Origin of the sequence: Pantoea sp. Fr+CA_20, from assembly GCF_024520835.1 — a bacterium.
Lineage (GTDB): Bacteria > Pseudomonadota > Gammaproteobacteria > Enterobacterales > Enterobacteriaceae > Pantoea > Pantoea allii.
In genome coordinates this window covers 41,121-53,902 of sequence record NZ_JALNPN010000016.1, presented here as the reverse complement: position 1 = coordinate 53,902, position 12,782 = coordinate 41,121, and the positions used below count along the sequence as shown (strand labels likewise).

Annotated in this window: 15 protein-coding genes; 8 read left to right on the top strand and 7 right to left on the bottom strand. The window is 54.8% G+C overall.

Going from position 1 to position 12,782, the window contains the following annotated elements:
* The 6 genes from ftsB to cysG form a co-directional block, all read right to left on the bottom strand.
* Positions 1-318 carry a cell division protein FtsB gene (gene ftsB, locus NR177_RS17405; RefSeq protein WP_063881239.1) on the bottom strand — a complete coding sequence of 106 codons (318 nt, stop codon included), beginning with the start codon at positions 316-318 and terminating at the stop codon, positions 1-3.
* A gap of 168 nt (positions 319-486) precedes the next feature.
* On the bottom strand, positions 487-807 hold the full coding sequence (locus tag NR177_RS17400) for a DUF3561 family protein (protein ID WP_063880732.1): 321 nt from the start codon (positions 805-807) through the stop codon (positions 487-489).
* 55 nt (positions 808-862) lie between these two features.
* The gene (gene cysC / locus NR177_RS17395; protein ID WP_063880733.1) at positions 863-1,468 is read right to left on the bottom strand and encodes an adenylyl-sulfate kinase; all 606 of its coding nucleotides are present in this window, start codon (positions 1,466-1,468) and stop codon (positions 863-865) included.
* Positions 1,468-2,895 (bottom strand): sulfate adenylyltransferase subunit CysN, encoded by a 1,428-nt coding sequence (gene cysN, locus NR177_RS17390; protein ID WP_241568306.1) that lies wholly within the window; start codon positions 2,893-2,895, stop codon positions 1,468-1,470. The genes cysC and cysN overlap by 1 nt, the downstream gene beginning before the upstream one ends.
* Positions 2,896-2,906: 11 nt before the next feature.
* Entirely contained in the window at positions 2,907-3,815 is a 909-nt protein-coding gene (gene cysD / locus NR177_RS17385) for a sulfate adenylyltransferase subunit CysD (RefSeq protein WP_256853300.1), read from the bottom strand.
* An 11-nt stretch (positions 3,816-3,826) separates the two neighbouring features.
* Positions 3,827-5,242: a siroheme synthase CysG gene (gene cysG, locus NR177_RS17380; RefSeq protein ID WP_109717039.1), complete on the bottom strand. Its 1,416-nt coding sequence runs from the start codon at positions 5,240-5,242 to the stop codon at positions 3,827-3,829.
* 253 nt (positions 5,243-5,495) lie between these two features.
* On the opposite strand from cysG, the gene NR177_RS17375 reads away from it, so the two are divergent.
* Both NR177_RS17375 and NR177_RS17370 read left to right on the top strand, forming a co-directional pair.
* Positions 5,496-6,506 carry an aminopeptidase gene (locus NR177_RS17375; RefSeq protein ID WP_063880736.1) on the top strand — a complete coding sequence of 337 codons (1,011 nt, stop codon included), beginning with the start codon at positions 5,496-5,498 and terminating at the stop codon, positions 6,504-6,506.
* A 9-nt stretch (positions 6,507-6,515) separates the two neighbouring features.
* Positions 6,516-6,800, top strand: coding sequence for a YciI family protein (locus NR177_RS17370; protein ID WP_096011734.1), 285 nt, complete (start codon positions 6,516-6,518; stop codon positions 6,798-6,800).
* A gap of 50 nt (positions 6,801-6,850) precedes the next feature.
* Here the strand turns inward: NR177_RS17370 and NR177_RS17365 are convergent, their stop codons facing one another.
* A complete protein-coding gene (locus tag NR177_RS17365) occupies positions 6,851-7,603 on the bottom strand; it encodes an IclR family transcriptional regulator (RefSeq protein ID WP_063880738.1) in 753 nt (250 codons plus the stop codon).
* A 361-nt stretch (positions 7,604-7,964) separates the two neighbouring features.
* Here NR177_RS17365 and NR177_RS17360 point away from each other — a divergent pair, with 361 nt between their 5' ends.
* From NR177_RS17360 to NR177_RS17335, 6 genes are all read left to right on the top strand, one after another.
* On the top strand, positions 7,965-8,357 hold the full coding sequence (locus NR177_RS17360) for a RidA family protein (protein ID WP_063880739.1): 393 nt from the start codon (positions 7,965-7,967) through the stop codon (positions 8,355-8,357).
* A 126-nt stretch (positions 8,358-8,483) separates the two neighbouring features.
* Complete coding sequence (locus NR177_RS17355) at positions 8,484-9,323, top strand: transporter substrate-binding domain-containing protein (protein ID WP_145394517.1); 840 nt, start codon at positions 8,484-8,486, stop codon at positions 9,321-9,323.
* 47 nt (positions 9,324-9,370) lie between these two features.
* Positions 9,371-10,108 carry an amino acid ABC transporter permease gene (locus NR177_RS17350; RefSeq protein ID WP_218996139.1) on the top strand — a complete coding sequence of 246 codons (738 nt, stop codon included), beginning with the start codon at positions 9,371-9,373 and terminating at the stop codon, positions 10,106-10,108.
* On the top strand, positions 10,105-10,749 hold the full coding sequence (locus NR177_RS17345; RefSeq protein ID WP_063880742.1) for an amino acid ABC transporter permease: 645 nt from the start codon (positions 10,105-10,107) through the stop codon (positions 10,747-10,749). Before NR177_RS17350 ends, NR177_RS17345 begins: the two co-directional genes overlap by 4 nt.
* On the top strand, positions 10,746-11,483 hold the full coding sequence (locus tag NR177_RS17340) for an amino acid ABC transporter ATP-binding protein (protein WP_096011739.1): 738 nt from the start codon (positions 10,746-10,748) through the stop codon (positions 11,481-11,483). Before NR177_RS17345 ends, NR177_RS17340 begins: the two co-directional genes overlap by 4 nt.
* 9 nt (positions 11,484-11,492) lie before the next feature.
* Positions 11,493-12,764: an alanine racemase gene (locus NR177_RS17335; RefSeq protein ID WP_096011740.1), complete on the top strand. Its 1,272-nt coding sequence runs from the start codon at positions 11,493-11,495 to the stop codon at positions 12,762-12,764.
* The last annotated feature ends 18 nt before the right edge of the window (positions 12,765-12,782 follow it).

Here is a 12,782-nt window from a genome sequence, read left to right as displayed (position 1 = left end):
TTATCGTTGTTGGTTTTGCGCAGCTTGTTGCGCGTTGCGTTTGTTCTGGTCAGGTACCAGACGATAGAAGGTTTCACCCGGCTTAATCATGCCTAATTCGCTGCGTGCGCGTTCCTCAATCGCTTCAGAGCCGCCATTGAGATCGTCAATTTCAGCAAAGAGTTGATCGTTACGCATTTTCAATTTGGCGTTATTCGCCTTTTGTACCGCAACGTCGTCGTCGACGCGCGAAAAGTCATGGATGCCATTCTTACCCAGCCACAATGAATATTGCAGCCAACCTAACAGCACCAACAGCAGTAACGTCAGTTTTCCCATCCCGCCCCCTAAAAACGGCCCAATCATCCCATAACTTTACTCAGGACTCCACACTGGCAGTAAAAATGCCGTGTAATGCCGTTCACGCAGGCAAAAAAGGGAAGAAAAGATCGGGCGCAACGCAGGAAAACTTTTGTAACCTGCTGCTGCGTTTAGACATCAGTCTGGCTACCAGCGAGACAGAAACAGGAACAGTAACCAGAACTGACAAGCGACGGCAACGACGCATATCAGAGAGGTCCAGAGCAACTGCCCACGCAGCCATGTATTCAATACCATGCCTGTCAGGACGGAAACCGGAAACAGCGCCAGGAAAAATGGCCAGGTGTAGAGAAAGAAAAACAGGGTGCTTGAGCCGTACAACAGGAAAGGTATGGCAAGCGCACACCAGTAACATACAAAGCCAATGACGCCGCCCGGAAGGACAGAGCGAGGCTCATCCGGTGTGCCGTGGTCTTTGCGTGCCAGCATGGGAGTAATATTCTGCATAAATATCCTGTCAACGCGAAGGCGGCAAAACGAAAGGCGCTTTGCCGCTGTCTGTTCAGGAACTGATAATATCGCGCTGACGCAGCAGATCTAACAATTGGGCCGTCAGTTTTGTAACCAATTGTTCCCCATTAAGCGAGATTTCTGGCTGGTCCGGCGCTTCATAAACGCTATCTATACCGGTGAAGTTTTGTAGTTCACCTGCCCGGGCCTTTTTGTATAACCCTTTAGGATCTCGCGCTTCACAGACCGCCAGCGGCGTATCAACGTAAACCTCGATAAACCGGCCGCTGTCCAGCAGGTCGCGCACCATTTGGCGCTCGGCACGATGAGGCGAGATAAACGCGGTAAGAACCACTAAACCCGCATCCACCATCAGTTTAGCCACCTCACCAACACGGCGGATATTCTCTTTGCGGTGCTCATCGCTAAAGCCCAGGTCGCGACACAGTCCGTGACGAACATTATCCCCGTCCAGCAGATAGGTGCTGACACCGAGACGGTGAAGCGCCTGTTCCAGCGCCCCCGCTACGGTCGATTTCCCTGACCCCGACAGGCCGGTAAACCACAGCACCACGCCCTGATGGCCGTGCTGCTGTTCACGCGCCTGGCGCGTCACCGGATGGTCATGCCACACGACGTTTTCATCATGCTGGGCCATTACTGACCGCCCAAAAGATCGCGCGCATTCCAGTGGGGGAAGTGGCGACGCACCAGCGCATTAAGTTCAAGTTCGAACGCGCTGAATTCGCCGTTATGCTGCGGCCGATCGCTCAGTGGCTCATTGATCAGCCCGGCACCCACGGTAACGTTACTGAGGCGATCGATAATGATCATGCCGCCGGTCACGGGGTTTTGCTGATAGCTGTCGAGCACCAGCGGTTCGTCAAACGTAAACTCAGCCAGACCAATCCCGTTCAGCGGCAGGATGTCCACCTGGCGTTTCTCCAGTGAATTAATCTCAACCTGATGAATGACCTTTTCTACTCGCCCACGGGCTTTCTTGCCGGCAATTTTAACGTCGTAGCTCTGACCGGCCTGAAGCGGCTGCTCAGCCATCCAGACAACATCCACTGTGGCGGACTGAACGGCACGCAGCTCGGCGCTGGCGTCCACTAACAGATCGCCACGACTGATATCAATTTCATCGTTCAGGACAAGAGTAATGGCTTCTCCGGCACCGGCTTCCTGCAGATCGCCGTCAAAGGTTACGATGCGGGCGATGGTGGATTCGACGCCAGAAGGCAGCACTTTAACCTGTTGCCCCACTTTCACCACACCAGATGCCAGCGTACCGGCATAACCCCGGAAATCGAGATTAGGGCGATTCACATACTGCACCGGGAAGCGCATCGGTTGGTTAGCCACCACCGCGTTTAACTCCACGGTTTCCAGCACATCAAGCAACGTCGGACCGCTGTACCATGGCATGCTCTGGCTCTGCGACGCGACGTTTTCGCCTTCCAGCGCCGACATCGGCACAAAGCGAATATCCAGGTCTTCAGGCAATTGCCCGGCAAAGTCGAGGTAATCCTGCTTGATCTGCTCATACACAGCCTGCTGATAATCCACCAGGTCCATTTTATTGATTGCCACGACCAGGTGTTTAATCCCCAGCAGCGTCGAAATAAAACTGTGTCGACGCGTCTGATCCAGCACGCCTTTACGGGCATCAATTAACAGGATCGCCAGATCACAGGTCGATGCGCCCGTGGCCATATTTCGGGTGTACTGCTCGTGCCCCGGCGTGTCGGCAATAATGAACTTACGCTTTTCGGTAGAGAAATAGCGGTAAGCCACATCAATGGTAATGCCCTGCTCGCGCTCAGCCTGTAAACCATCGACCAGCAGTGCCAGATCCAGTTTCTCGCCCTGCGTACCATGGCGTTTGCTGTCGCTCTGTAACGAAGACAGCTGATCTTCATAAATCTGGCGGGTGTCATGCAGCAGGCGGCCAATCAGCGTACTTTTGCCGTCGTCCACGCTGCCGCAGGTCAGAAAACGCAGCAGGCTTTTATGTTGTTGTGCGGTCAGCCAGGCTTCAACGCCGCCCTGTTCGGCAATCTGTTGTGCAATTACGGTATTCATCTGGCGTCTCCTTAGAAATAACCCTGACGTTTTTTCAGTTCCATCGAACCGGACTGATCGCGGTCAATCACACGGCCCTGACGCTCGCTGGTAGTAGAAACCAGCATCTCTTCAATAATCTCAGGCAAGGTTTGCGCTTCAGATTCCACCGCGCCAGTCAGCGGCCAGCACCCAAGGGTACGGAAACGGACCATGCGCTGTTTAATGACTTCACCTGGCTGGAGGTTGATACGATCGTCATCGATCATCATCAGCATGCCATCACGTTCCAGCACAGGGCGCGGCGCAGCAAGATAGAGCGGCACAATCTCAATGTTTTCCAGGAAGATGTACTGCCAGATATCCAGCTCGGTCCAGTTAGACAGCGGGAAGACGCGGATGCTCTCGCCCTTGTTAATCTGACCGTTATAGTTGTGCCATAACTCCGGACGCTGGTTTTTTGGGTCCCAGCGATGAAAGCGGTCACGGAAAGAGTAAATACGCTCTTTAGCACGAGACTTCTCTTCGTCACGACGTGCGCCGCCAAAAGCCGCATCAAAACCGTACTTATTCAGCGCCTGCTTCAGCCCTTCGGTTTTCATGATGTCAGTGTGCTTGGCGCTGCCGTGCACAAAGGGGTTAATCCCCATCGCGACGCCTTCCGGGTTGCGATGCACCAGCAGTTCGGCACCCATGGCTTTCACCGTGCGATCGCGGAATTCGTACATCTCACGAAATTTCCAGCCGGTATCGACATGCAGTAACGGGAACGGCAGCGTGCCCGGATAGAAGGCTTTACGCGCCAGATGCAGCATGACTGAAGAATCCTTGCCGATGGAGTACATCATGACCGGATTGCCGAATTCGGCTGCCACTTCGCGGATAATATGGATGCTCTCCGCCTCCAGTTGACGCAGATGACTGAGTCGTTTTTGGTCCATCGTTTTTCCTCTCAAGCCAGATTGACAACGGCGGACTCGCGAGCCCCCTGCTGTGCCGAATGCTGAAACCAGGCAAGTTGCCCATGTAAATTAACCACTTCCCCAATCACCAGCAGGGCCGGGGAAGGCGCTGACGCTGCCAGCGTCTCAAGATGTTCAAGCGTGCCGGTCAACACCTGTTGGTCAGACCGTGTACCGCGACCAATCACTGCGACCGGCGTTGTCGCGGCGCGCCCATGAAGAATGAGCTGTTTGCTGATGTGAGCCGCCTTCACGGCGCCCATATAAATCGCCAGAGTCTGACGCGCACGCGCCAGGGATGGCCAGTCAATATCATCGCTATCCGGACGACAGTGACCGGTAATAAACAGCACGCTCTGCGCATAGTCACGGTGGGTCAGTGGAATACCGGCGTACGCGGTGGCACCGGCCGCAGCCGTGACACCTGGCACAACCTGAAACGGAATACCCGCCTGCTGAGCCGCCTGCAGCTCCTCGCCACCGCGGCCAAAAATAAAGGGATCACCGCCTTTCAGGCGCACCACGCGTTTGCCTTTTTGGGCCAGTTGCACCATCAACTGATTAATCTCGTCCTGCGGCAGCAGATGCGCGCTGGCACGTTTGCCCACGCAGATACGGTCGGCATCGCGCCGCACCAGATCGAGGACCTCCTCACTGACCAAATGGTCGTAGAGCACCACGTCAGCCAGTTGCATTACCTGTAGACCGCGCAGCGTCAGCAGGCCGCTGTCGCCAGGCCCCGCTCCCACCAGAATAATTTCACCCTGTCGGGGCGGCTGATCGCCCAGTTCGCTGTCGAGCGTCTGTTTCGCGGCCTCAACGTCGCCTGTTGCCATCTGACTGGCAAAACGGCCGTTAAATATTCTTTCCCAGTAACGACGGCGGTCAGACATACGGCTGAAACGTGCTTTGACCTTGTCACGCCACTGCCCCGCCAGTTCGGCCATTTGGCCCAGATGAGACGGCAACAGCGTTTCGAGTTTCTCGCGGAGCATGCGGGCAAGAACCGGCGCGGTTCCGCTGGAGGAGATAGCCACGACCAGTGGAGAGCGATCAACAATAGAGGGGAAGATAAAGCTGCATTTAGGCTGATCATCCACCACATTGACCAGCTTGTGACGGGCATTCGCCTCGTCGTAGACCTGCGCATTCAGCGCATTGTCATCGGTGGCGGCAATAACCAGAAAGACCTTGTCGAGCTGAGCGGGTTCAAAGGAGGTTGCCAGCCATTCAAGCTGTTGCTCATCCAGTAAAGCCTGCAGCTCCGGGCAGAGTTCGCGTGAGGCGATTTGAATGCGCGCGCCAGCACGACGCAGCAGTTCGATCTTGCGCGCCGCGATATCTCCACCGCCAACGACCAGTACGGGTCGGCCTGCGAGATCGGCAAAAAGAGGCAAATAATCCACGTTAACCCTAGTGTTGTTACGATGCGTTATCGCGACTATACGTTCCCTGGTTTATTGAGATGAAATTACGAATTGGAATGAGTTGTTACTGAATGGAATAACGCCCGGCAAAAGCTCAGAACAAAATGTGCTTAGCAAATGATCTTATGGGCCTTTCCGGACGATTCAAATTGTGTAATCACCGTCACAGTTTCATACTATGGGTGAAAAAATATGACCGTCCTTATAGGGAATGAGCCACAAGGAACCCGACATGTCTGCCTTTCTTCGCCTGGCGACGCTGCTTGTTGGCAGCGTTATTTTCAGCGCTCAGGCCGTGACCGACGTCACCGGACACTTTGCTGAACAACAGGTTCGACACATTTCTACTTACTTTCCCGGTCGCATGAGCGGGAGTCCGGCTGAGTTGATGGCGGCCGACTATCTGCAACAGCAGTTCACCGAACTCGGTTTTGCAACCAATACCCGACAGTTTAATACCGGCTACAGCTGGCATGAAAATGACGGCACGTCGCGCTGGCATAAAATCACGGCCACCTCAGTCATCGCCGCGCGTGAAGGCAGCGCACCTCAGGAGATTCTGGTTGTTGCCAGCCTGGATACCTGGATTCCACTCAGCCGCAGCGAAACGACGCGCAGCCTGGGCGGATTGCGTTTGCAGGGCGTTGATGACAACGCATCCGGGCTTGGCGTAATGCTGGAACTGGCAAAACAGCTCAGCCATCAGCCACTTCATTACGGCGTGCGCTTTGTCGCGCTCAGCGCCAGTGAGTCACAGCTGCACGGCATGGACGACTACGTGGCGCGCATGAGTGAGAAAGAGAAAAAGAATACGCTGCTGGTTATCGATCTCAACAGCCTGATTACGGGCGATCATCTCTATTTCAACAGCGGCATCAACACGCCGCGTGCCGTGCGTAAACAGACCAGCGAACGCGCCCTGCTGCTGGCTCGCCGCTATGGCATTTCTGCCGCCAGCCGTCAGATGCAAGAAAAGGATTTTCAGGGCATCAATCCTTTCGATGCGGCAGGGTTTCCCCTGCTGGATGTCACCGCGCGAAACTGGAACCTGGGCAGCAAGGATGGCGAACAGCAGCGCAGCCGTTCCCGGCATTTTCCCGACGGCACCACCTGGCATCAGACCGATCGCGACAATCTCGACTTTTTAGACCACTGGCTACCCGGCCGCATTGGCCTGCGTACCCATGACAGCGTGAAAGTCCTGCTGCCGTTGCTGAGTGAGCTAACCAATCCCAAAGTGTGAGGACAGACAATGTATGTGGTGTACCTGAACTATTTTCGGCCGATCGAGGAAGTAGACGCCCTGCTGGCACCGCACATTACGTGGCTGGATCGCTATTTTAACAGCGGCGTATTTATTGCTGCGGGGCGTAAAGATCCCCGCACGGGCGGCATGATAATGGTGAAAGATATTGCGCGCGCACGGCTGGATGCGATTCTGGCGGAAGACCCTTTCATCGCTGTTGCCCATTATGAGGTTACAAAGGTCAACGTAACGCGCGCAGCCGATGCGCTTGCGGTGCTGAAAGACCTGTAGCCCTTTTACCCTGAGCCGACAGCCCGGGTTTAACCCCATTGCTCGTCGGTTCAGGTGAAGTCGGACAGCTTCTGACCTGCATTGATCAAGGTTTTCAGCAACATTTGACGCCGTTCTTCGGGTGTATCCCGGCTGACCATAAAACAGATGGCTGCCACCGCCAGATCGTTACGGGCGCGAATCGGCGCAGCCATACAGCAGGTAAAACTCTCTGACAGCCCTTCCGTCATGGAGTAGCCAAGATGTCCCGCCCGATGAATGTCGGCCAGAAAATCCTGCTTATTTAGCACCTTCCCGTTCGCCAGCCGATAATCCTCTTCCGGGATCAGGGACAGAATTGCCTCATCACTCCAGTTGCTCAGCAGCAAGCGACCGGTGGCCGTCCAGGGAATAGGAATTTTAACGCCAATATCCGAGGTTATCTTGAACGGATGTGCATTGCTCTCTGACAGCACCACCGTATATTTATTGCCTTCCAGCATACACAGCTGCACGGTTTCACCATGCTCGGCAACCATCTCGATCATTAACTGATGCGCCCGACGAATCAGGGGATTGTGCGCGATGTAATCCGCACCGTAGTAGTGCATTTCACGACCAAAATAGATACTGCCTTCCGAATCGATTTCGACCAGTCCCGCTTCACTCAACAGATTAACCAGTTCATACACGCTTGAGCGGGGCGCGCCTGTCGCCTCGATCAGTTCACGCATCGCCATGGGCTGACGGGCAACGTGTAGCTGACGAAAAATAGCGATCACACGGTCCACGCCGCGCGCTCTGGCGGGTTTATCTTCCTGCATACCCTTCTTCTCCTACCGGGATCGTCACGTTGAGGTTGATTTAATACATCATACACAGGCCACTTTGTTTTACCTACGGGCGTGCACGATAACTGTCGTTTTCTTTTTTCGCTTCATGCTATTTATCGGGGCACTAAAAGAGAGCATGCCATAATTACAAAAAGAGATCCTGATCACTATTTATTTAAAACATTTATCATTAATAACAAATATTCGTGAAGCCGATTGTAAAGCACCAAAATAATCCCGGAGCAGGCTATTGCAAAAAAAATAACATTGTGCAAATCTCAACCCATCCGGTATTGCAGATTTAATTCCGGTATACCAGACAAGCTGCAGTGATGATGTTAAGGGCATAAGCATGACAATTAAGCGCTATGGCACAGAAGGCGGTGTCGGTACCGGAGGACAGAAACTGCCTTTCGCTCGCGCCGTAGAAGCCGACGGCTGGCTGTATATCTCCGGGCAGACACCGATGACAGGCGGTGAAGTGGTCGAAGGCGGCATCATTGAGCAGACGCGGCTGGCCTTTGAAAACTGTCTGACCATTATGCGGGAAGCGGGATATCAGATTCAGGACGTGGTGCATGTGACGGCGGTGCTGACCGATGCCCGCTACTTTAGCTCATTTAATAAAGTCTTTAGTGAGCTATTCCATGAAAATCCGCCAGCACGCATTTGCAGCGTGCAAGACCTGGTGGTGGATTGCAAAGTCGAAGTCGATATGAGGTGTTTTAATTCAGGCCGGAAATAACCTTCTCTTCATGTATAACAGGTGAAAACGCATTCACCCGTCAGAATAAATTGATAATTAAAAAAAGTCCCATCCACATTATTTATTAATGTTGGTGATACCACACTTTTATTTGAGATAATAAACATGAACACGACTTCACACCAAAAGGTATTGAACCTGCTGTTTCCGGCCTTGCTGACGGTTGCCGCTCTTGCCGGTTGTACGCCGACAGAAAAGAAAACGGAAGCCGGTGCCGCACCGCAGTCTACGCTGCAAACCGTGCTGCAGCGTGGCACGTTGCGGGTCGGTGACTGCCTGAGCTTTGCGCCCTTCGGCTTTTACGATAAAGCCGGTAATCCCGACGGCTACGATGTGGATCTGGCAAAATCCTTAGCGAAATCGATGGGCGTAAAACTGGAAGTGGTTAACACCACCAGTGCGAACCGTATCCCTAATCTGCAAACCAATAAAGTGGATGTCGTGTTCTGTAATTTCACGCGTAACCTGGAGCGCGCCAAAGAGATTGGCTTCACTCAGCCTTACGTGGTGGCCAGCGAAGCGATGTTGGTCCGCAAAGTAAGCGGGATCAAGTCGGCCCACGATATGGCAGGAAAAACCATTGCAACCGTGAAAGGCTCAACCAACGGTGACGAAGTCCGCAGCATGGGGATCGATGTGAAGATCCAGGAATACGATTCCTCTCAGGCGGCGATTCTGGCCGTTAAGCAGGGGCAGGCCGATGCCATGATTGAAGATAATAACTTCCTTGCCTACCAGGCCAAACTCGACCCCACGCTTGAGGTCACCAACGAAGCGCTGGTTCCGCTGGAATACAACGCATTCGGTGTGAAGCAAGGGGATCAGGTGTGGACGAACTATCTCAACGAATTCCTGTTTGAAATAAACGCGTCAGGTGAGAACGCTCAGCTCTACCAGAAATGGTTTGGCAGTAAGCCTCGCTATCCGCTGAACCCGCAGTTCTGACAGGCGAGGACGCAGGTCATGCCTGCGTCCTGTTGAGGAGGCTTTCTATGAGCTATCAATGGCTGACACTCTGGCAGTATGCCGACACCTTTCTCGCCGCCACCTGGTTAACGCTTCAGGTGACGCTGCTGGCTTTTATGCTGGCGCTGGTGCTGGGATTGCTGGCCGCACTGGCAAAATCTGCGCCTTTTGCCCCCCTGCGCTGGCTAAGCCACGGCTACGTTGAATTTATTCGTAATACTCCCGTGCTGCTGCAAATTTTTATTGTGTTCTTCGGGCTTCCCTCACTGGGCATCACTATGAGTGCCTTTACGGCGGGCGTACTGGCGCTGGGGATTAACGTCGGTGCCTATCTGGCCGAAATCTTTCGCGCCGGTATTCAGTCGGTGCCAAAAGGTCAGCTGGAAGCCGCCTGGATTCTTGGCATCAGTCGCCGCCAGCGGTTTTTAAACGTGGTGATGCCGCAGGCCGCGCGCGCCGTCTGGCCTGCCATTATCAACAACCTGATTCAGTTGCTGTTGGGCACCTCACTGCTGTCAGCCATCGCGCTGCCGGAGCTGACGGGAACCGCCACGGTCATCAATGCGCGTACGCTGCTCTACATCCAGACATTTAGCGTGGTGGCGCTGGTCTATCTGTTTCTCAGCAACCTGTTTTCCTGGCTGGGCAACGTCGTAGGACGCCATTTGTTTATGCCGCCGCTGGTGGTATCAGTCAAACGGCCCCTCTGGTCGCAGGCGAAAAAAATGTGGTCCCACACGGTTAAACGGGAGCCTGCCCAATGAGCGAACTGATTCTCAGCAGCCTGCCGCTGTTATGGCGTGGTCTGGTTATTACGTTATTGCTGTCGGTGGCCGCCATTGTGGGCAGTACCCTGCTTGGCCTGTTGGCTGCCATTTTGCGCACCAGCCGCCTGCCTGTCGCCCGACAAATTGCCGTGATCTATACAGAGCTGTTTCGCGGCACGCCCGTACTTATTACGCTCATGTTTATCTACTTTGGCGTGGCCTATTTCGGCTATGACATCAACCTGTTTGCCGCGGGCATTTTGGGATTGAGCATTTATCAGGGTGCCTACATTGCCGAGATTTTTCGTGGCGGTATTGAAGCCGTCCCAAAAGGCCAGTGGGAAGTCTCGTGGATACTTGGGCTCTCCAGGCGGCAGACCTTTACCAGCGTGATTTTGCCGCAAACCCGCGGCATCGTCTTACCCCCGCTGGTCGGTCAGTACCTGTCGCTGATTAAAGATACCTCTATTGTCAGCATGATAGGCATGTCAGAGCTGATGCATCAGGGTCAGGCGATCGTCGACCGTATCGGACAACCCGTCGTGGTTTATGGCCTGGTCGCCCTGCTCTATTTCGTTATCTGTTTTCCGCTTTCCCGCTGGGTCCAGCACCAGCAAACCAGGAACCCGTTATCATGAAAAACGCAGCCATTACCCTGAGTCGGATTAGCAAGTCATTTGGCGCGACGCAAGTCCTGAAAGAGATCAGCCTTGATGTCTCGCCCGGAGAGGTACTGGTGCTGATCGGCGCATCCGGTTCCGGTAAAAGTACCGTATTACGGATCATGAGCGGTCTGGAAAAGGCCGACGGCGGAGAGATTTGGGTTAACGGTGTTCCGCTGCATGACCAAAAACGTAATCGTGATATTTGTGGTCAGGTGGGAATGGTGTTTCAGCAGTTCAACCTGTTTCCCCACAAGACGGCGCTCGGTAATGTCACCCTGGCACTGATAAAAGCGCAGAAGCTGTCAACGGCAGAGGCAAACGCACGCGGAATGGCGGCGCTGGAACGCGTCGGACTGGCTGATCGCGCCGATCACTATCCTTCCCAGCTCTCCGGTGGTCAGCAACAACGTGTGGCCATCGCGCGAGCGCTGGCGGTACAGCCCAAAATCATGTTCTTTGATGAAGCCACATCCGCTCTCGATCCCGAATTAGTTGGCGAAGTGATGGAGGTGATGCGCGGGCTGGCGCGTGAGGGCATGACCATGGTGGTAGTGACGCACGAAATGGGATTTGCTCGCAAAACAGCCGATCGCGTTGTTTTTATGGATCAGGGCGTGATTGCTGAACAAGGCACGCCGGACGACATTTTTGTCCATCCGCAGAATCCGCGCACTCAGCAATTTCTGTCACGCGTTCTTGAGCACTAAGGAGCCGCTATGTCTTTACGTTTCCCGCTGGTCGCAGACGCGAAGCTGGATCGCGCGCAGCCCTCGCCCCGTTTTAAATCGGTTGCTGGCGCGGGCGATGCCCCGCTCGAGGCCGGCACCGCCGTGTTGAGCAGCGGGTCGGTGTTTTCGCCCGTCATGGTGATGAAACAGTCCGCACTGGACAATAACCTGCAGCAGTTGGCGCAATTTTGTCAGGAGAAAGGCGTCATGCTGGCCGCCCATGGCAAAACCTCAATGGCACCGGCGGTCTTACGCCGGGCCGTGACGCAGGGCGGTGCCTGGGGGATCAGCGCAGCGACGCCCGCTCAGGTGCGCGCCCTGCGTCATTTTGGTATCCGTAACGTGTTTCTGGCTAACGAATTAGTCGATCCTGCCGGGATTCGCTGGATTGGCGAGTGGCAGCGCCAGCATCCCGATCATGGCTTTCTCTGCTACGTTGACTCACTGGCGGGCATCACATTACTGGAGCAAAACCTGGGTGATACGGCGATTGCCGTAGTGATTGAAGTGTCCATCCCCGGCGGCAGAACGGGCTGCAGAACCGCCGAGGAGGCGCTGGCCATTGCTGAACGCCTCGCCCAAAGCCGCCATCTTCATCTTGTCGGTGTGGCAGGCTATGAAGGTGCGCTCGGTGCCGCGCGGGACGCCGCTGGTGTGGCATTAGTTCGGCACTACTGCCATGTGATGCTGGAGTGCGCCAGAAGGCTGGCTGAACGCCAGTTGTTCCATAGCAATACGATTCTGCTCAGCGCCGGTGGTGGAGCATGGTTTGATGTGGTGACAGAATGCTTTACCCAGGCCGTGCTGCCGCTGCCGGTTCAGCCCTTAATTCGCTCGGGTGCCTACATGGCACACGATAGCGGGCTTTATGCGCGTATTGCGCCTTTTGCCCAGCCCGGCGCAGACCACCATTTTGCGGCGGCGCTGGAGATCTGGGGACGCGTTCTTTCCCGTCCTGAACCCGGTCTGGCGCTGCTGGATTTCGGCAGGCGAGATGTCCCTTTCGATCAGGATTTACCGATCCCCTTGTGGATTCGCCAGGCTGATGGCACCGCGCCGCGATCCGGCACCCATTTGCACATCAGTGAGGTTAACGATCAACATGCCTATTTACGCTTACCCAATGATGAGCCGCTGATGCCCGGCGACTGGGTGGGATGCGGCATTTCTCATCCGTGCACGGCGTTTGATAAATGGCGTTATCTTCCCCTGGTGGATGATGAATACCGGGTGGTGGACAGTGTAGAGACGGCGTTCTGATCGCCGCGGACATCTGAG

Coding starts and splice junctions, on each gene's coding strand:
- NR177_RS17370 (WP_096011734.1), top strand. CDS start 6,516: ATGTATGTGGTGTACCTGAACTATTTTCGGCCGATCGAGGAAGTAGAC.
- NR177_RS17375 (WP_063880736.1), top strand. CDS start 5,496: ATGTCTGCCTTTCTTCGCCTGGCGACGCTGCTTGTTGGCAGCGTTATT.
- cysN (WP_241568306.1), bottom strand. CDS start 2,895: ATGAATACCGTAATTGCACAACAGATTGCCGAACAGGGCGGCGTTGAA.
- NR177_RS17345 (WP_063880742.1), top strand. CDS start 10,105: ATGAGCGAACTGATTCTCAGCAGCCTGCCGCTGTTATGGCGTGGTCTG.
- NR177_RS17350 (WP_218996139.1), top strand. CDS start 9,371: ATGAGCTATCAATGGCTGACACTCTGGCAGTATGCCGACACCTTTCTC.
- NR177_RS17360 (WP_063880739.1), top strand. CDS start 7,965: ATGACAATTAAGCGCTATGGCACAGAAGGCGGTGTCGGTACCGGAGGA.
- NR177_RS17355 (WP_145394517.1), top strand. CDS start 8,484: ATGAACACGACTTCACACCAAAAGGTATTGAACCTGCTGTTTCCGGCC.
- NR177_RS17340 (WP_096011739.1), top strand. CDS start 10,746: ATGAAAAACGCAGCCATTACCCTGAGTCGGATTAGCAAGTCATTTGGC.
- ftsB (WP_063881239.1), bottom strand. CDS start 318: ATGGGAAAACTGACGTTACTGCTGTTGGTGCTGTTAGGTTGGCTGCAA.
- cysD (WP_256853300.1), bottom strand. CDS start 3,815: ATGGACCAAAAACGACTCAGTCATCTGCGTCAACTGGAGGCGGAGAGC.
- NR177_RS17335 (WP_096011740.1), top strand. CDS start 11,493: ATGTCTTTACGTTTCCCGCTGGTCGCAGACGCGAAGCTGGATCGCGCG.
- NR177_RS17400 (WP_063880732.1), bottom strand. CDS start 807: ATGCAGAATATTACTCCCATGCTGGCACGCAAAGACCACGGCACACCG.
- NR177_RS17365 (WP_063880738.1), bottom strand. CDS start 7,603: ATGCAGGAAGATAAACCCGCCAGAGCGCGCGGCGTGGACCGTGTGATC.
- cysC (WP_063880733.1), bottom strand. CDS start 1,468: ATGGCCCAGCATGATGAAAACGTCGTGTGGCATGACCATCCGGTGACG.